Origin of the sequence: Streptomyces sp. NPDC001315, assembly GCF_042896175.1 — a bacterium.
Classification (GTDB): domain Bacteria; phylum Actinomycetota; class Actinomycetes; order Streptomycetales; family Streptomycetaceae; genus Streptomyces.
In genome coordinates, this window is record NZ_JBIAWZ010000042.1 from 1 (window position 1) to 18,158 (window position 18,158).

Consider the following 18,158-nt stretch of genomic DNA (forward strand, 5'->3'; position numbering starts at 1 on the left):
CGCTACGACAAACTCGCGGTCCGCTACGAGGCGACCGTCCTCATCGCGGCCATCAACGAGTGGTTGTGACCAGCACATTCGATACACACCCTAGTAGCTCTCGTAGCTGGGCTTACCGTTCGGCCGGTAGACGCCGACGATGGTGCCGCCCTTCGTCGTCGAGACGCTGACCGGCTCCAGCGCAGTGGGGATCGCTCCGTCGGCGAACAGCCGCTTGCCGGTGCCGATGATCACCGGATGGATGGTCAGCCGGTACTCGTCGACGAGGCCGTGCCGCATGAGGGTCTGGGCGAGGTCGCCGCTGCCGACGACGTTGATGTTGCCGCCATCGGACGCCTTCAGCTTGCGCACGGCATCGACGATGTCGCCCTCCAGCAGCGTGGAGTTCTGCCACTCGACGGACGTCAGGGTCCGAGACGCCACGTATTTGTGCATGCTGTTCATCCGACGGGTGAACGGGTTGCCGGGATCAGCGGTCGGCCAGTACGACGCGAAGATCTCGTACGTCTTGCGGCCGAGCAGCATCGCGTCGGAGGGCTCGTACCAACCGGAGATAGCCGTGCCGACCTCGTCGTCGGCCACCGGCTTCTGCCAGCCGCCGTGCTCGAAGCCGCTCTCAGCGTCCTCGTCCGGACCGCCCGGAGCCTGCATGACGCCGTCCAGCGTCAGGAACGTGCAAACGATGATCTCGCGCATGGTGCGCTCCCTTCGTCGACGGGTAGACCGCACAACCGCCGGAAACTCATCGACGGAACTTCCGCGGCGCCGGGCTGCAGTGACTGGCTGCCGGGCGACCGCTCCCTGCTCGACGGGGCTTCCGGTGGTCGACGTGGAAGGCATCACGGCATGACGTGGTCCTCGCCCGAGCCGATGCTGACCGTGGCCGTCGAAAGCCCTGCCCTGCGCACCGGGTGGGCAGCGGAGCCCAAGTTATGGACAGGGTTTGTTGGTGTCCGTTGTCCAGTGCCAAATGCCCGTTGCGAGATCTCTGTCTCGGATCCCCAACCGAGTGTGGCCGATCGGACGGTGAGTTCACGCCGTATGCGTGAACGTCGTTACCTTCGTCAGTGTCGGATCAGGCCCGTGCGTTTGACGGTCGCCAGCAGCGGGGTGGTGTCGATGGCGGTGACCGCCTCCAAGGGGCCGACGCTGTCGGTGAGGAAGGTGTACAGGGCGTCGGGGTTCGCGGCGGCGACAGCGACGACCAGGTTGGCGGGACCGGTGGTGGCGGCGCAGAACCGGACGTGCGGGTGGGCGCTCAGGGTCCGCGCGGTCTCCTGCCGCGCTGGCAACTGTCGAGCGAATCGCCGAGGGACTGCGCATTCCCGGTGCCCTCCTGGGGCCGGCTGCGCAACCGCGCAGGTCAGGTCGTGGGGCACGGTCAGCCCGCCGCGTGAGCGCCGATGACGGACTGCGCGTAGACGACCCCGAGCCCGTAGGCGCCGCTGTGCTCCTTGACGATCTCCATGACCGCCTCGTAGCTCTCCTGGCGGGCCCAGTCGCGCTGGAGCTCCAGGGACCCAGGTCACCGGGACGGCGCCGCGGCGACCATGCGCTGCAGGGCGTGCTCGTGCGCGGTGGGGCTGACGCCAGCGGAGGCGTCGGCGACGACGTAGACCTCGTAGCCCTGGCTGAGCGCCGAGAGCGCCGACAGCACCAGGCACACCTCGGTCCACAGACCCAACAGGATGATCTTCCTGCGGCCGGTGGCCTTGACGGCCTCGACGAACGCGGCGTCCTTCCACGCGCTCATCGTGCTGCGGTCGATGACCTCCTGCTCGGGAAAAACGTCGACCAGCTGCGGCAGGATCGGGCCGGAGAAGGACTCCGCCGCGACCGTGCTGAGCACCACCGGGACGTCGAAGCCCTGGGCGGCCTTCGCCAGGCCGACGGTGCTGTTGATGATGGCGGTACGATCGCCGCTGCCAGTACCGAGGAACATCTGCGGCTGGTGGTCGACGAAGAGCACGACGGCGTTGTCCGGGGTGAGCAGGTCGGGGTTGGGGGCAGCCTTCACCTGGGCGAAGTCGGCCATGAGGGCTTCCTCTCTGACAGGAGTGTGCCCGCGCCCGCGGGAAGGTGCGGGGCGGATGGAGCGACGACGCCTCGGGCCGCCGCTGGTCGGCAGGTGGCCGGACCGCTCTCCCGCGCACCCGTCGTGGCGGGATCGGCGGCCTGACGCCACAGCGACGAAGTTCGTCCGACGGCACGGCCGCGTCTTTCCTCACGGCCCCCCGTGCTGTTCCGGCACTGCACAGCACCGGACATGCGAATCCGGCACCGGACGTGCTCATCCGCTCGCACCATTTCTGCCTGTGTTTCTGCCTGTGTTTCTGCCTGGTGCAGGAAATAGGGCGCTGCTTGGCTGTCCACTGCGGGCGGGAACCCGGGCCTCGCCGAAGCGGTCCGGTTGCGTTCCAGCGAGGTCGCTGCCCGTACGACGAACCGTCCGGGCCCGCCGGGCACCGGCCACCGCCTTCCGAGGAGGTGGAGCCGTCCGTCCTGTTCCCGTCCGTTACAGCCCCCTGAGTCACTTCCCCCGAGGGGAGAGCAACTTGAGCTTGGTGTTGACGACCGCTTCCGTGCCGGACCAGGACAAGGTCGCGTACTGGAACAACGCGGTGAGCAGGACACTGGTACCGATGACCGTCGCCCCGCAGGGGGACGGCCCGTTCGACGGCCGGATCGCCACCGACCGCCTCGGATACCTCCAGGTCTCCACCATGGAGGCCGACGCGGAGCGGCTCAGCCGCACTCCGGCACTGATCGCCCGGTCGTCCGAGGCGCTGGTGGCAGTCGGTGTCCAGGTGTCGGGCACGGCCACCTTCATCCAGGACGGCCGGCGGGCCGAGGTGAGCGAGGGAGACCTCGTGGTGTACGACACGGCCCGGCCGTACTCCTTCGACTATCCGCAGCGGTTCGCCACGCACGTCTTCCAACTGCCCCGCCGGTCGCTGGGCCTTGCGGACAGCGACATCCGTCAGGTCACCGGCAGCGCCATCGGTTCCGGGGACGGCTGCGGCGCGATACTGGTCCCGTTCCTGGCCACCCTGGCCTCCTCGGCGGACGGCTACTCGCCGGCCGTCGCGAGGCAGCTGGCCAGCCATGTCGTCGACCTGTTCGCCACTCTGATCACCGAGCTGTCCCACCCAGGCAGCACGGACTCCGACACCGCCCGCAACAACCTGCTGCTGCGCGTCCGCGACCACATCGACCGGAACCTGGGCGACCCGGACCTGTCACCGGAGAGCATCGCCCGGACGCACCGGATATCCGTCCGGTATCTCCACCGGCTGTTCGAAGGCGAGGGGACCACCGTCAGCCGGCTCATCCAGCAACGGCGCCTCGAGGAGTGCGGCCGCGAACTGGCCCGCCGGGGCAGGACAGTCCCCACCGTGTCCGCCGTGGCCCGGCGGTGGGGCTTCGCCAACCCCGCCCACTTCAGCAGGGCCTTCCGCGCCTCCTACGGAGTCTCCCCCCGTGAATGGCGCGACCTGCGCACCGCCCAGGACGACAACGGGCGGTCCCCGGCACCCACGTCGGCGCCGTCGTCCACCGTGATCGGCCGACCGGGGACTGGCCTCACACCGTCCGGGAGGTAAAGTGCCCGCTCGAAGCCGTGCGGGCCACCCTGTGGCCGCGGCGGCAGTGACCCGGCCACGCAGCCGTACCGTAACGGCTCCCGCTCGACCAGGCACCCGGTGCACCGAACAACCCTTTTATTTCAAGTTCCCTTGCCCCTCTCCGCAGGAGACCGTGTGACCGAGTTCACCCCTTCATCTGTTCGGCACCCGCTCCTGGACCGTCCCACCCGAGCGTTCGTGGACAGGCACCCCTGCCCGCCGTCGGCGTACGACGAGGACCCGGTACAGGCCCGGCTGAGGCTGGCCCGCCTGCAGGGCGGCGACGACCCTCTCGACGAGGAGGCCACCTCCACGGAGTGGTTCACACTGCCGTGCGGGCCGACCGGTCAGGTGCGGGTGAAAGTGGTCCGGCCCGCCGACAGCTTCGGCGACATCCCCGTCGTGCTGTTCCTGCACGGACTTGGCTGGGTCCTGGGCGACGCCGACACCCATGAGCGTCTGATCCGCGCGTTCGCCCTCGGTACGGACGCGGCCGTGGTCTTCGTCGACTACGAGCGAGCCCCTGAGGCGCAGTACCCGGTCGCCGTCGAGCAGTGCTACGCGGTCGCGCGGTGGATCTCCGAGCGAGGCGGCGAGATCGGCTTGGACGGCAGCCGGACGGCCGCCGTGGGTGACTCGGCGGGCGGCAACCTGGTGGCGGCGCTGACCCTGCTCGCGAAGGAACGCGGAGGGGTGCGGCTGGTGCAGCAGGTGCTGCTCTGCCCGGTCACCGACGCCGACTTCGACACCCCCTCGTACCAGCAGTTCGCCCAGGGCTACTTCCTCGGCCGCGAGACCATGCGCTGGTTCTGGGACCAGTACCTCCCCGACGTCCGCCGGCGCAGCGAGGCCACCGCGTCACCGCTGCAGGCCTCCGTGGAGCAGCTCACCGGATTGCCACCGGCGCTGATCGTCACCAGCGAGGCCGACGTGGTGCGCGACGAGGGGGAGGCCTACGCGGCCAAGCTCCGGGCGGCCGGCGTCGCGGTGGTCTCCATGCGCTACCACGGGACGATCCACGGTTTCATGGTGCTCGATCCGCTGCGCGACACGGACGCGGCCCGCGCCGCCCTCGTCCAGGCCCTCGACACCGTGCACGTCGCCCTGCACCGGCACCGCGGCTGATTCCTCCGCGCCGGGACGGGTGCACGCAGGTGCGCCCACAGCCCATGGCCCGTGCACGAGCAGGCAAAATGGCGCCGACCGCAGCGGGTTGGCTTCGGGGTGCGGCCCCGGGACAGAGAACGGACCGGCAGGAACCGCACAACACCCCGGGAGACGAGGAAGATCACCGTGTAACCCTTCAAGATCGTGGCTGTTTCGGCCGGCCTCAGCCAGCCCTCGTGGACACGCCTGCTCGCCGACCACACCGCCGCGGCACGTCACGACCGCGAGCGGCCGTACTCTTCGAGGCCGGTGATCTCCACCGCACCCTGAGCGCCATCCCGGGCTACGGTTTGGCCCTTGGCGAAGCGGCCAGTACCAGGAGTCGTTCGCGGAGCACCTGCGCGCGCTCGCCTTCCTGAAGGAGGCCGGCGACCGCATCGAACCGCATATCGCCCACTTCGTTCGCGCGGGCCTGGAGATGTCCATCGGCCGCGTCCACATCTTCCTCAAGAACTGGCCCGAGGCCACCGGCCACCTGTTCACCGCCATAGAACTCTGGCGCGACAGCAGCAACAAGGGCGTGGAAAGCCGCGCCCTGTTCCACCTCGGCGACGCCCTGCCGGCCACCGGACTCCGGGACGAAGCCCGGAACGCCTTCACCCAATGCCTCGCCCTCGACACGCCAGCCGACCCCATTCGCCTCACCCACGCCCGGAAACGCCTCACCGCCCTCGACGCCGGCTGAGCCCCGCCCCGGCGGCACCCGACTCGGCAGCCGCCGCACCACCGGAACCTGGTGGGCCCGCCACCATGCCCGGCGCGCGCAGGGCCTGGGCGCCCAAAGGCCGGCAGGTTCGGTCGGCTGATGTTCTCGTCGCGCACCACCGAGTACCCGCCGGTGCCCGCACGGCAGGAGCCACGGCGCGGCGGGCCAGCGGGCCCTGGCCGCCAAGCCTGCGGCACGCACAGGTCAGAGGCAGGGCACCGACGGACAAGGCGGCCAAGCCGATCGCTCTTAGCCTCTGTCCAAGGCCGCGGCACTCCGTTCCGTCGGATGCCGCCGCCGCGCAGCAGGTCCGCCCCGGCGAAGCCCTCTGCACCGGCTTCCGCCGACACGCACACAGGCAGGCACCGGGCCGGCGCACCACACGCATGGGCCGCCCCGTCCAGGGGCGTCCCTCAGACCGCACCCTCAGGAAGTGAATCGTGGATTCATCGATCTCCCGGCGTACTGTCGCCGTTTCCCTGCTCGCCGGCGCCACCGCCCTGGCAGTCCCCGGTGTCGCGTCCGCCGTCCCCGGGCGGGGCGTCGGGCGGCAGGACGACTCGGACCAGCAGCCGGTCAGCCCCACCATCGTCCTGATCCACGGCGCGTTCGCGGACGCCTCCAGCTGGAACGCCGTCACCGCCCGTCTCGTGCGGCAGGGCCACCGCGTGCTGGCGCCGGCGCTGCCGTTGCGCGGACTGGCGAGCGACGCCGCCTACATCCGCAGCGTCCTGGACAGCGTTCAAGGCCCGGTCGTACTCGTCGGCCATTCCTACGGCGGGTCGGTCATCAGCCAGGCCGCCGCGGACGCTCCGCAGGTCAAGGCGCTGGTCTACATAGCCGCCTTCGTCCCCGACATCGGCGAGAGCGCGCTGGACCTCACCGACAAGTACCCCGGCAGCACCCTGGCGCAGGCCACATCCACCCAGCTCTACCCCCTGCCGGGTGGCGGTGAGGGGCAGGAACTGGTCATCAAGAGAGACCTGTTCCGCGACCAGTTCGCGGCGGGTGTCCCAGTCGCCACCGCCCAGGTGATGGCCGCGGGCCAGCGCCCGATCACCCTGGCCGCGCTCCAGGAGAAGGCCACCGCGGCGGCGTGGAAGAAGATCCCCAGCTGGTACCTCGTGGCCGGGGAGGACCGCAACATCCCGCCGGCCGCCGAGCAGTGGATGGCCGCCCGCGCAGGCGCCCGCACCGTGACCGTCGACGGACCCCACGCGGTCGCCGTCAGCGACCCCGGGCCCGTGACCCACCTGATCCTGCGTGCCGCCCGCGCCGTTCACTGACACACCGGCAGCCCGCCCTTGAGACGCGGCTTTCCTCCTGGAGCCGTCGGCTGAACACCGCGACGCGACGAGGCTCCCGTGGTGGACGGCGACGTACCACGTCGTCGGTCCACCGCGGGATGCACAACGGCTTCCGGCTCGACTCCACGGGAGATGACCAGGCAACCCGGAATGCACGCAGAGTGCGCCGGTCGTGTCCTCACAGTGCACCGCCGCCTTCCATGGCCACACATCACTCGTCACCGCGGTTAGGTTCGATTCCGCATGTCGATCACGGTGGAATTCCCCGCCCGGGCGACCACCGCAGCGCACAAGGGAGTTCGGCGACCGGCAGGCTCATGCGCCCGGCGGCCGGGACCGGGTGCAGGGCGATGGACCGGCACCGTCGGACGGTCACCGGTGCCCGGCCGGGTCCCCCGTGCGTCGGCGAACCATGCCGCGGCCCCATTTCCCCGACCAGTCCTTCCCGACAAGGAGCACCATGGCCAAGCAGACAGTTGCCGAGCAGTACGTCGACCTCCTGGCCCGCGCCGGTGTGCGGCGGATGTACGGCGTGGTCGGCGACAGCCTCAACCCGGTGGTTGACGCCGTGCGGCGGCACCACGACCTGGAGTGGGTGCAGGTGCGGCACGAGGAGGTCGCGGCCTTCGCCGCCGGCGCCGAGGCGCAGCTCACCGGCCGGCTGGCCGCCTGCGCGGGCTCGTGCGGACCCGGCAACCTGCACCTGATCAACGGCCTTTACGACGCCCACCGTTCGATGGCCCCGGTCCTCGCCCTGGCCGCCCAGATACCCAGCAGCGAGATCGGCACCGGATACTTCCAGGAGACCCATCCGGACCGGCTGTTCCAGGAGTGCAGCCACTACTCGGAGCTCATCTCCTCGCCCCGGCAGATGCCCCGGGTGACGCAGACGGCGATCCAGCACGCCGTCGGCCGGCGAGGCGTGTCGGTGGTGGCTCTCTCCGGCGACGTCGCCTCCGAGGACGCCCCGGACGGCGGCACCGAGCTCGCCATACCCCTGGACCTGCCCGTCGTCCGGCCCGGCGATCAGGAACTGAGCCGGCTGATCCAGCTCGTCGACGCCGCCGAGAAGGTGACGGTCTTCTGCGGCCGGGGCGTCGAGGGCGCCCACCAGGAGGTCATGGCCTTCGCCGAGAAGGTCAAGGCCCCGGTCGGGCACGCGCTCCGCGGCAAGGAGCACATCCAGTACGACAATCCGTACGACGTCGGCATGTCCGGTCTTCTCGGCTACGGCGCCGCCTACGAGGCGATGCACGAGTGCGACCTGCTGCTGCTCCTCGGTACCGACTTCCCGTACACGGACTTCCTGCCCCGCCACGTCAAGACCGTCCAGGTCGACATCCAACCCGAACGGCTCGGCAGGCGCACGCAGTTGGAGCTCGCGGTCTGGGGTGACGTGGGCCAGACGCTCAAGTCGCTGACCCCGGCGGTGCGCGAGAAGACCTCGCGCCGTTTTCTCGACCGGATGCTGCGCCGCCATGTCCACGCACTCGAAGGCGCGGTCGGCGCGTACACCCATGACGTCGACAGGCACACCCCCGTCCACCCCGAGTACGTGGCCTCGGTCCTCGACGAAGTGGCCGCGGACGACGCGGTGTTCACCGTGGACACCGGCATGTGCTGTGTGTGGGGCGCCCGTTACCTCACCCCCAACGGGCGCCGTCGCATCCTCGGTTCCTTCGTGCACGGTTCCATGGCCAACGCGCTGCCCCAGGCCATCGGCGCACAGTTCCTCGACCGCCGTCGGCAGGTGGTGTCCCTGTCCGGGGACGGCGGGTTCTCCATGCTGATGGGTGACTTCCTCACGCTCGTCCAGTACGACCTGCCGGTCAAGGTGGTCGTCTTCAACAACTCGTCCCTCGGCATGGTCGACCTGGAGATGATGGTCGACGGCCTGCCGCCCCACGCCACCTCGTATCCGCACACGGACTACGCGGCCATCGCCAGGGCCTCGGGCGCGTACGGCGTCCGGGTAGAGGAACCGTCGAAGGTGCGCGAGGCGCTGCGCGAGGCGTTCGCCCACGACGGCCCCGCGCTGGTCGACGTCGTCACCGACCCCGACGCCCTCGCTATCCCGCCGAAGATCACTTCACACCAGGTGACCGGCTTCGCCCTGTCGGCGAGCCGCACCGTCCTCACCGGCGGAGTCGGCCGCATGCTGCACCTCGCCCGGACCAACCTGCGCAACGTGCCGCGGCCTTGATGTGCCGGTGAGGGACGCCGGCCAAACCGGCGACACCCGCAGGCGAGAGGCGGTGCGACCTTGATCAACGAGTGGTCCGGCCCTCGTCCTAGCTTGTCCAGTGAATCGACCGAATCGACTGAATCCGCTGAATCGGCTGTATCGGCTGTATCGGCTGTATCGGCGCAGAACGGTGCGCGTGGGGCGCGCCGTCGGCCGCGCGTTCAGAATCGCAATGGAGATTTCAATGGCCTTCCTCGAGCCGGATCCAGGAGAACTGCGACCGCTCACCACCGGCGGCCCGGCCGCCGACCGGGTGGTCCACGACCGGGCCACCGGTACGCCGGAAGCCCTGCGGGAGGACCTGGTCCGGCTGCTGGGTCCGCACAAGGTGCTGCACACCATCTCCGACCTGGTGAAGTACGCCTCCGACGCCAGCCCCTACCGCTTCGTACCCCAGGTGGTCGTGATCGCCGAGGATGTCGAGGACGTGGCCGCGGTGCTGCGGTACGCCCATGAGCACCGGCGGGAGATCGTCTTCCGGGCGGCCGGGACCTCGCTGAACGGACAGGCCCAGGGCAAGGACATCCTGGTCGACGTGCGCCGGCACTGGACCGGCGTCGAGGTGCTCGACGACGGCGCCGAGGCACGGATCAGGCCCGGCACGACCGTGGGACGCGCCAATATCGTGCTGTCCCGGCACGGTCGCCTGATGGGCCCCGATCCAGCGAGTTCCAGCGCGTGCACCGTCGGCGGGGTGGTCGCCAACAACGCCTCGGGCATGACCGCCGGAGTGGCCCGCAACTCCTACCGTTTGCTCTCCTCCCTCACTCTCGTCCTTCCGTCGGGCACGGTCGTGGACACCGCGGCCCCGGACGCCGACGAGGCGCTGCGCGAGGCCGAACCCGAGCTGTGCGACGGGCTGTCGGCGCTGAAGGCCGAGATCGAGGGCGACAGCGAACTGGTCGCCCGGATCCGGGCGAAGTACGAGCTGAAGAACACCAGCGGCTACCGCCTCGACGCCTTCCTGGACGGCTCCACCCCGGTGGAGATCCTGCGCGGGCTGATGGTCGCCTCCCAGGGCACCCTGGGCTTCATCGCCGAGACCGTGTTCCGGACGGTCTCCCTGGACCGTATGACCCACACCGCACTGCTGTTCTTCCCCGATCTCCCGGCGGCCGCGGCCGCCGTGCCGCTGTTCAACGCCGCCGGAGCACGCGCGGTGGAGCTGATGGACGGCAACACCCTCCGGGCCTGCGCGAGCGTCGACGGGGTGCCCACGGACTGGGCCGATCTGCCCCGGGAGACCGCCGCTCTCCTTGTGGAGTTCCGTGCCCCCGACGAACAGGCGCGCGAGGCCCACCGGCAGGCCGCCGCCGACGTGCTGGCGAAGCTGACGCTGGTGGCCCCGGTGGCGTCCGTCACCAACCGCTTCGTCGAGGACCCGGCCACGATCCGAACGTACTGGCACGCCCGTGAGGCCTTCATGACGGCGGTGGGCAAGGCACGCCCTGCCGGGTCGACCCTGATCACCGAGGACTTCGCGGTGCCGCCCTCGCGGCTCGCGGAAGCCAGCGAGGCGCTGACGGAACTTCAGGAGCGGCACGGCTTCGACGCCGCGGTCGCGGGCCACGCGGCGCACGGAAACCTGCACTTCCTGCTCGCCTTCGACGCCGCCCGCCCCGACGAGGTCCAGCGCTACGCGGCCTTCATGGATGAGTTCTGCGCCATGGTGGTGCACCGTTTCGACGGCTCGCTCAAGGCGGAGCACGCCACCGGCCGGAACATGACCCCGTTCCTCGAACTCGAATGGGGCCCCCGCGCGACCGAACTGATGTGGCGGGTGAAGCAGACCCTCGACCCGGCAGGAGTCCTCGCTCCCGGAGTGGTGCTCAACCGCGACCCCGCGGCCCATCTCCTGGGCCTCAAGACCATCCCCACCATCGAGGCCGTCGCCGATCCCTGCATCGAGTGCGGTTTCTGCGAGCCCGTCTGCCCGAGCCGCGACCTCACCACCACGCCACGTCAACGGATCGTGCTGCGCCGGGAGATGATGCGCCAGCCCGTCGATTCGCCGGTCATGGACAGCCTCCTCGAGTCCTACGCCTACGACGCGGTCGACACCTGCGCGGGCGACTCCACCTGCAAGACGGCCTGCCCGGTCGGCATCGACACCGGCGCCATGATGAAGCGCTTCCGCCACCAGCGGCACTCGGAGCGGGAGGAGCGGTACGCGGCCCGGGTCGCGGAGCGGTTCTCCCTCGCGGAGTCGTCGCTACGGACCGCCCTCGGTGTCGCGGACCATCTCGGCGACCGGTTCCTGGGCGGCGTCACGTCGACGGTACGCAAGGCCGTGTCGCCCGACCTGGTGCCCGAATGGCTTCCCTCCATACCGGCCCCCGCGAGTCCACGACTGCCCCGCACGGACCGGAAGAACGCTGCGGCCGTCTACTACGTCGCGTGCGTCAACCGGATCTTCGCGGGACCGGATGGCGCCGAAGGGCCGTCCCTGCCCGAGGCGGTCGTCGAGGTCTCCCACCGGGCCGGGCGGCCGGTCTGGATCCCGCCGGACATGTCCGGGTCCTGCTGCGCGACCATCTGGCACTCCAAGGGGTACGACGCCGGCAATGAGGTCATGGCGAACCGCATCGTGGAACGGGCCTGGGAGTGGACCGACAGCGGGCGTCTGCCGCTCGTCGTCGACGCGTCCTCCTGCACGCTCGGCATCGGGCGGGAGGTGGAGCCGTATCTGACGCCGGAGAACCTCCGCAAGCACCAGGCTCTCACCGTCGTCGACTCGATCGTCTGGGCCGCCGAGGAGCTGCTGCCGCGTCTGGAGGTGACCGAGCGACTCGACAGCGCGGTGATCCACCCGACCTGTTCGATGCGGCACCTGGGCGATGTCGAGCAACTCCGCGCCGTCGCGGGGATCGTCGCGCGGGACGTGAGCGAGCCGGTCTACGCCGAGTGCTGCGGTTTCGCCGGCGACCGGGGCCTGTTGCACAAGGAGCTGACCGAGGCAGCGACGGCACATGAGGCGGCCGAGGTCACCGCGGGCACGTTCGACGCCCATCTGTCGGCCAACCGCACCTGCGAGATCGGCATGGAGCACGTCACCGGCCGGCCATATCACTCGGCGCTGCTCGCACTCGAACGCGCCACACGGCCCGTCGGCGCCACCCGGTCCACCGGCGCCACCCGACCGGCAGCCTGAGCGGCGCGGCCGTGTCCGGGGGCGGGCCGACGGCGCCCCCGCCCCGACCTGCGCCCCGACCTCCACCCCACCCCACCACCCCTCGCACCAGGAGCACATCGTGCGCATAGCCAATCTCGCCGGCCGGCTGGTCGTGGTCACCGCCGACCGGGCGGTCGACGTCCAGAAGGCCAGCGACGGTCTCTTCTCCTCAAACCCGCAGGAGGTCTACGCCCGCTGGGAGGAGTTCCGTACCTGGGCCGGTCAGGCGGACCTCGGCGACGGCGTCCCCTTCGATCCGGCCGACCTCGGCGCACCCGCACCAACGCCGCGCCAGCTGCTCGCCGTCGGCCTGAACTACCGCGAGCACGTCTCGGAGGCGGGATTCACCGTCCCGGACGGCATGCCGCCGGTCTTCACCAAGTACGCGACCAGCATCAGCGGCCCGGTCACCGAGGTGGCGCTGCCCGAGGGAGGCCACACCGACTGGGAGGTGGAGCTGGTCGTGGTCGTCGGCCGCGAGGCCTACCGGGTGTCCGAGGCCGACGCCTGGAGTCACGTCGCCGGTCTGACGGTGGGCCAGGACATCTCCGAGCGCGTCATCCAGATGGCCGGTCCGGCTCCGCAGTTCAGCCTCGGCAAGTCCTATCCGGGCTTCGCCCCGATGGGCCCCTGGCTCGTCACTCCCGACGAGTTCGACGACCCCGACGACCTGGAGCTGACCTGTGCCATCAACGGTGAGGAGGTGCAGCGGGGCCGCACCCGGCAGCTCATCTTCTCCGTCCCGGCCATCATCTCCAGGCTCTCCGAGGTGCTCCCACTGCTGCCGGGAGACGTCATCTTCACGGGCACGCCCGCGGGTGTCGGCCTCGGTCGCTCGCCGCAGCGCTGGCTGGCGCCCGGCGACGAACTGGTCAGCGCCATCACCGGCATCGGCGAACTGCGCCAGCGCTTCGTCGGCTGACCGCGCGGGGCCGCGGCAGAATCCGCGACCCCGCGAAGACACCGAACAGAACGACACGGAACGCAAAGACAGGAAGAAGCAATGACAGCAACTATGCATGGCAAGCGGGCCGGCCTGCTGGCCGCCGCCGTGGCAGCGGCCCTCGCGGCGACCGTCGCGGGCCCCGCGGCCGCAGCCCCGGCTCCCGATGTGCACTTCGTGGCGCATCTGGACATGGCCGACGGGCAGCGCCCTGAGAACATCACCCTGGAACCGGACGGCAGCGCCGGCGTCACCTTCGCCTTCAGCCGTCAGGTGGCCCGCATCACTCCAGACGGCCGGGTGCATGTCCTCGCGACCCTTCCGGCGCCCCCGGCCGACGCCAGCACCCCTGCCCTGACCTCGCCGTTCCTCGGCGGCATCGTCCGGGCCCAGGACGGGACGCTCTACTTCCTGTATGCCACGGGCAGCAGTGACCTGACCGGCCTGTGGCGCCTGCGTCCCGGCGGCACGCCGGAGCGCATCTCCGCGTTCCCGGCCGACGGCCTTCCCAACGGCCTGGCCCTCGACAGCCGCAGCGGCCTGCTCTACGCGGCCGACTCGGTCCTCGGCACGGTCTGGCGGGTGCCCACCAGCGGCGGCACGCCCGGCAAGTGGGCCACCGGACCCGAGCTGGAATCCACCGGGTTCCTCGGCGCCAACGGCATCAAGATCCACAACGGTGCGGCCTGGGTGTCCAACCTGGACAAGGGCACCGTACTGCGCATCCCGATCACCGCTGAGGGCACCGCCGGTCCCGTCGAGACCAAGGCCACCGACCTTGTGAACATCGACGATATCGCCTTCACCGGCGCCGGTGACACCCTGCTGGCCGCGATCAACGCGGACAACGAGGTCGCGCTGGTGAGACCGAACGGCACCCACACCGTGGTGCTCACCGCCACCGACGGACTGGAGAACCCGACCTCCCTGGCCGTACGGGGCGTCACGGCGTATATCGCGAACGGTGCCTACTTCACCAACGAGGACCCCAACCTTCTCGCCGTCCGGATCACCGGCGACAAGTAGGGACAGCAGAGGCGGCCACGGCAGGGCGGCTGCTCGTCGGGCCGGAGATCCGACTCGACAAACAGCCGCCACTCCCTTCGAATCTACGAGCGGGCACCCATGACAGAACTGACAGGCATCACCCACCACACCGCCGAACTCAACGGGATCAGGCAGCACTGGGTCAGTGCCGGAGAAGGACCGCCGGTCTACCTGCTGCACGGCTTCCCCGAGACCTGGTACGGGTGGCGCAAGCAGATACCGGTGCTGGCCGAGCGGTTCACCGTGATCGCGCCCGATCTCCGCGGCTACGGCGACACGGACAAGCCCGCCTCCGGCTACGACAAGCGGACCATGGCCAATGACGTGATCGCGCTGATGGACCATCTCGGCCATGAGCGCATCACCCTGGTCGGTCACGACCGCGGCGCACGCGTCGGCACCCGGTTCGCCAAGGACCACCCTGACCGGATCGACCGGTTCGTGGCCATGGACAACATCCCGACCCGTGTCATCGCCGACACCTATGACGTGACCCTTGCCCGGCAGGGCTACTGGTTCTTCACCTTCCTCGGCGTGCCCGACCTTCCCGAGGCGCTGATCGCCGGCCGTGAGGAGACCTGGCTCACGCACTTCTACCGGAGCTGGTCGTACGACCCCGAGATGCTCAGCCCGGAGGAGATCGCCGTCTACGTCCGCGCCTACCAGCAGCCGGGCGCGGTGCGGGGATCCTGCATGGACTACCGTGCGTCGGCCGAGGACGTGGCCCAGGACCGCGAGGACGCCGACCAGCTCATCGAGTGCCCCGTGCTGACCCTGTGGGGCGAGGACTTCAGCGCCGTCGGGCAGGCCTACGACGTCCTGGACGTCTGGAAGGGGCTGGCGCGCAACGTCCGAGGAGTGCCGATTCCCCAGTGCGGACACCTGTGCCAGGAGGAGCGCCCCGAGGTCGTCAACGCGGAGCTTCTCGACTTCCTCACCGGCTGGCAGGGCTGACCCGGCAGCCCCGTCTCGTGGGCGCGACGGCAGCCAGGGCAGTCCGTCCGCGGCCGGGCTGGTCGCGCGGCCGGGCTTCATCGGTCGACCGCACGACCCGCCCGGCCGCGCCACTCGCCCGCCCGATACGGGAGCGGCCGCGTACCGACGGCAGGCCGGTGCGGCGGTGCCGGCGTGTCCCTGGCGCGCGCGGTGCTGCCCGAGATCCCCTTGTCGTACGAGGTTCCACGTATTCGGCGGACGGGAGCGCCTTGTGGAACACCCGCCCGGTCGCCTCGACGGGCAGGGTGCGGTCTCTTGACCGCGGGTGTCCTTCGGGACCGATCGCCCTCATGAACCGAACTCATGGAGTGGAAAAGCAGAGTCGGGCGCGGGCAGACCAGAAACAGGGCACCGACGGCAAAGTGCCGCGCCGATTCGCCCATAGTGTCCTGTCCGAGCCCACGGCTGCCGATCCGGCCGGACGGCAACCGCGCCAAGGTCCGGCTCGCCCCCCTCATACCTCCCCTGGAGACAGACAGTCATGTCCAACGACTCCACCACTCCGGTCACGCCCGTCCTTGAGACGGCCGCCGCGGAATTCTCCGCGGCCACCGCCAACCCGCCGTACCTGTTCGACCTGGCGCCCGCCGACGGGCGCAAGGCGGTCGACGAGGTGCAGTCCGGCGAGATCGCCAAGCCGGCGGTCGACGAGGAGTGGATCACCGTCGACGGCGGCCCCACCGGTTCCGTCCGCGCCCGCATCGTCAAGCCCGCCGGTGCCACCGGCGAGCTGCCCGTCATCATCTACATCCACGGGGCCGGCTGGGTGTTCGGCAACGCGCACACCCACGACCGCCTGGTGCGTGAACTGGCGGTGGGCACCGGGGCCGCGGTGGTGTTCCCCGACTACAACCTCTCGCCGGAGCACCGCTACCCGGTCGCCATCGAGCAGAACTGGACCGTCGCCCGCTGGATCGTCACCGAGGGGGCGAGCAAGGGCCTGGACGCCACCCGCATCGCCGCCGCGGGCGACTCGGTCGGCGGCAACATGACCGCCGCCCTGACGCTCATGGCCAAGGAGCGCGGGGGTCTCCCCCTGGTCCAGCAGGTGCTGTTCTACCCGGTGACCGACGCCTCGTTCGACACGGCGTCGTACCACCAGTTCGCCACGGGCTACTTCCTGCGCCGTGACGGCATGCAGTGGTTCTGGGACCAGTACACGACCGACCCCGCCGAGCGGGCCGAGATCACGGCCTCCCCGCTGCGGGCGACCATCGACCAGCTTGCCGATCTGCCGCCGGCGCTGGTCATCACCGGCGAGGCCGACGTCCTGCGCGACGAGGGTGAGGCGTACGCCAACAAGCTCCGCCAGGCCGGGGTCGCGGTGACCGCTGTCCGTTACCAAGGCATCATCCACGACTTCGTGATGCTCAACGCCCTGCGTGAGACCCACGCCGCCGAGGCGGCCATCACGCAGGCCGTGCACACCCTGCGGACCGCGCTCCACACCGCCTGACCCACACTCCGTCCACCGAAAGGAAGTTGAGCCATGTCGAACACCGACAGCCCCACCGTCGTCCTGATTCACGGCGCGTTCGCGGACGCGTCCAGCTTCGCCCGTGTCATACCGGAGCTGATCGACCGCGGCCTGAACGTGGTGGCCCCCGCGGTACCCAACCGCAGCCTGCTCGGCGACTCCGCGTACATCGCCTCCGTCGTCCGTCAGATCCCCGGGCCGGTCGTCCTGGTCGGCCACTCGTACGGCGGTGCCGTGATCACGGTCGCGGGAGTGGAGGAGAACGTCAAGGCGCTGGTCTACCTGGCCGGTTACGCCCTGGAGGAGGGCGAGAGCCTGGGTGAGCTGCAGGGCGGCTTCCCCGACTCCGACCTGGCCGCCGCGCTGGTCTACACGCCCTTCCCGGTCGAGGGCTCCACCGAGCCCGGCACGGACGTCTCGGTGCAGATCGACAAGTTCCCCGCGATCTTCGCCGCGGACGTGGACCCCGATCTCGCCGCGGTCCTCGCCGTCTCCCAGCGCCCGCTGGCCGCACTGGCCTTCGCCGAGAAGGCCCCCGCCGCGGCCTGGAAGACCAGGCCCTCCTGGGGCCTGGTCTCCTCGTCCGACCACACCATCAACCCCGACGTGGAGCGCTTCGGCTACAAGCGGGCCGGCATGACCACCGTCGAGGTCGACTCCTCGCATCTGGTGATGCTCGCCCACCCCCGGCGCGTCGCCGACCTGATCGAGGAGGCAGTCCGCGCCGTCGGCTGACCGGCGGCGGACGTACCTCCGGCGCAGCGCTGAGGCCCCGTGGGGGACGGCGACTTGGAAAAGTCGTCCGTTCGCCGCGGGGGCCTCTCCTTTCGGCTCCTTCCGGCAGCGAGGCCTGCGGGTGTCAGTCGGACGCGCCCGCCGGCCCGTCTTGAAGCTCAACCCGCGGACCGGCCGCTCGTTGACGCTGTCGTCGGCGGCGCCGCCTGCCGGGCGAGCCGCCTGCGTTCCGCCTCGGTCAACCCGCCCCAAATGCCGTACGTCTCCCCCAGCGTGAGCGCGAACTGCGCACTTTTCCTGCACGGCGCGGGTCCAGCACACGCCGCGCGCCCGCTCCTTATGACAGCGGCGGTCGGTGAAGGGCACCGACGCGGTCCAGGCCGTCCGGGGAGACGGTCTCCGCGTGGTCGAACAGCCACCGGTTGCCGCCCGGGAAGAGCCCCTCGGCGCGGAGGCGATGATTCTCTGGTCGATGACCATCGTCATGAGCCGACGCCTTGCCCACAGACCGCACTGAACGTCCCCGGGCTCGCCTCGGCCAGCCGGCCCCGCGCAACCAGGCGCTTCGCCTTCGACCGCACCCCCTCGACCTTCGCCGGAACCGGCTCGAGCCCCAGCGCCGCCGCGAGGTCGCGACAGTCCATCACGGGACTTCCACCCGACGAGTGGACACCGTTTCATCCTGTTATGCGGCGAGTTCGAGCGTACTCGATCGCCGCTCGTAGTCGACCGGGCTGAGC

The 18,158-nt window shown here is 70.4% G+C and carries 14 protein-coding genes and 2 pseudogenes; 12 read left to right on the forward strand and 4 right to left on the reverse strand.

Annotated elements, in window-relative coordinates; translation table 11 throughout:
- Positions 1–90 precede the first annotated feature (90 nt).
- The 3 genes and pseudogenes from ACFY16_RS42415 to ACFY16_RS42425 all read right to left on the reverse strand — a co-directional run bounded on the left by ACFY16_RS42415 (position 91) and on the right by ACFY16_RS42425 (position 2,035).
- Entirely contained in the window at positions 91–696 is a 606-nt protein-coding gene (locus ACFY16_RS42415; RefSeq protein WP_390652579.1) for a dihydrofolate reductase family protein, read from the reverse strand.
- Positions 697–1,064: 368 nt separating this feature from the next.
- Positions 1,065–1,292 (reverse strand): Lrp/AsnC ligand binding domain-containing protein, encoded by a 228-nt coding sequence (locus ACFY16_RS42420; protein ID WP_390652580.1) that lies wholly within the window; start codon positions 1,290–1,292, stop codon positions 1,065–1,067.
- Between the two features lie 89 nt (positions 1,293–1,381).
- Positions 1,382–2,035: pseudogene (locus ACFY16_RS42425) on the reverse strand (hydrolase).
- A 529-nt stretch (positions 2,036–2,564) separates the two neighbouring features.
- On the opposite strand from ACFY16_RS42425, the gene ACFY16_RS42430 reads away from it, so the two are divergent.
- The 12 genes and pseudogenes from ACFY16_RS42430 to ACFY16_RS42485 all read left to right on the forward strand — a co-directional run bounded on the left by ACFY16_RS42430 (position 2,565) and on the right by ACFY16_RS42485 (position 17,418).
- On the forward strand, positions 2,565–3,602 hold the full coding sequence (locus ACFY16_RS42430) for a helix-turn-helix domain-containing protein (protein WP_390652591.1): 1,038 nt from the start codon (positions 2,565–2,567) through the stop codon (positions 3,600–3,602).
- 219 nt (positions 3,603–3,821) lie between these two features.
- On the forward strand, positions 3,822–4,748 hold the full coding sequence (locus tag ACFY16_RS42435) for an alpha/beta hydrolase (protein ID WP_390652581.1): 927 nt from the start codon (positions 3,822–3,824) through the stop codon (positions 4,746–4,748).
- A gap of 183 nt (positions 4,749–4,931) precedes the next feature.
- Positions 4,932–5,015 (forward strand): annotated as a pseudogene (locus ACFY16_RS42440) (oxidoreductase); the annotation flags it as partial.
- Between the two features lie 193 nt (positions 5,016–5,208).
- Positions 5,209–5,475, forward strand: a complete 267-nt coding sequence (locus ACFY16_RS42445; RefSeq protein WP_390652582.1) for a tol-pal system YbgF family protein — start codon at positions 5,209–5,211, stop codon at positions 5,473–5,475.
- Positions 5,476–5,936: 461 nt separating this feature from the next.
- Positions 5,937–6,782, forward strand: coding sequence for an alpha/beta fold hydrolase (locus ACFY16_RS42450; protein ID WP_390652583.1), 846 nt, complete (start codon positions 5,937–5,939; stop codon positions 6,780–6,782).
- A gap of 481 nt (positions 6,783–7,263) precedes the next feature.
- Positions 7,264–9,006 carry a pyruvate dehydrogenase gene (locus tag ACFY16_RS42455; RefSeq protein ID WP_390652584.1) on the forward strand — a complete coding sequence of 581 codons (1,743 nt, stop codon included), beginning with the start codon at positions 7,264–7,266 and terminating at the stop codon, positions 9,004–9,006.
- A gap of 226 nt (positions 9,007–9,232) precedes the next feature.
- On the forward strand, positions 9,233–12,199 hold the full coding sequence (locus ACFY16_RS42460) for an FAD-binding and (Fe-S)-binding domain-containing protein (RefSeq protein WP_390652585.1): 2,967 nt from the start codon (positions 9,233–9,235) through the stop codon (positions 12,197–12,199).
- A gap of 100 nt (positions 12,200–12,299) precedes the next feature.
- Positions 12,300–13,142 carry a fumarylacetoacetate hydrolase family protein gene (locus ACFY16_RS42465; protein WP_390652586.1) on the forward strand — a complete coding sequence of 281 codons (843 nt, stop codon included), beginning with the start codon at positions 12,300–12,302 and terminating at the stop codon, positions 13,140–13,142.
- Positions 13,143–13,223: 81 nt separating this feature from the next.
- Entirely contained in the window at positions 13,224–14,189 is a 966-nt protein-coding gene (locus ACFY16_RS42470) for a hypothetical protein (protein WP_390652587.1), read from the forward strand.
- A 99-nt stretch (positions 14,190–14,288) separates the two neighbouring features.
- On the forward strand, positions 14,289–15,164 hold the full coding sequence (locus tag ACFY16_RS42475; protein ID WP_390652588.1) for an alpha/beta fold hydrolase: 876 nt from the start codon (positions 14,289–14,291) through the stop codon (positions 15,162–15,164).
- 523 nt (positions 15,165–15,687) lie between these two features.
- On the forward strand, positions 15,688–16,662 hold the full coding sequence (locus ACFY16_RS42480; RefSeq protein WP_390652589.1) for an alpha/beta hydrolase: 975 nt from the start codon (positions 15,688–15,690) through the stop codon (positions 16,660–16,662).
- 33 nt (positions 16,663–16,695) lie between these two features.
- Positions 16,696–17,418, forward strand: coding sequence for an alpha/beta fold hydrolase (locus ACFY16_RS42485; RefSeq protein ID WP_390652590.1), 723 nt, complete (start codon positions 16,696–16,698; stop codon positions 17,416–17,418).
- A 158-nt stretch (positions 17,419–17,576) separates the two neighbouring features.
- On the opposite strand, the gene ACFY16_RS42490 is transcribed toward ACFY16_RS42485, so the two are convergent.
- Positions 17,577–17,759 carry a WhiB family transcriptional regulator gene (locus ACFY16_RS42490; RefSeq protein WP_390652592.1) on the reverse strand — a complete coding sequence of 61 codons (183 nt, stop codon included), beginning with the start codon at positions 17,757–17,759 and terminating at the stop codon, positions 17,577–17,579.
- Positions 17,760–18,158 lie beyond the last annotated feature (399 nt).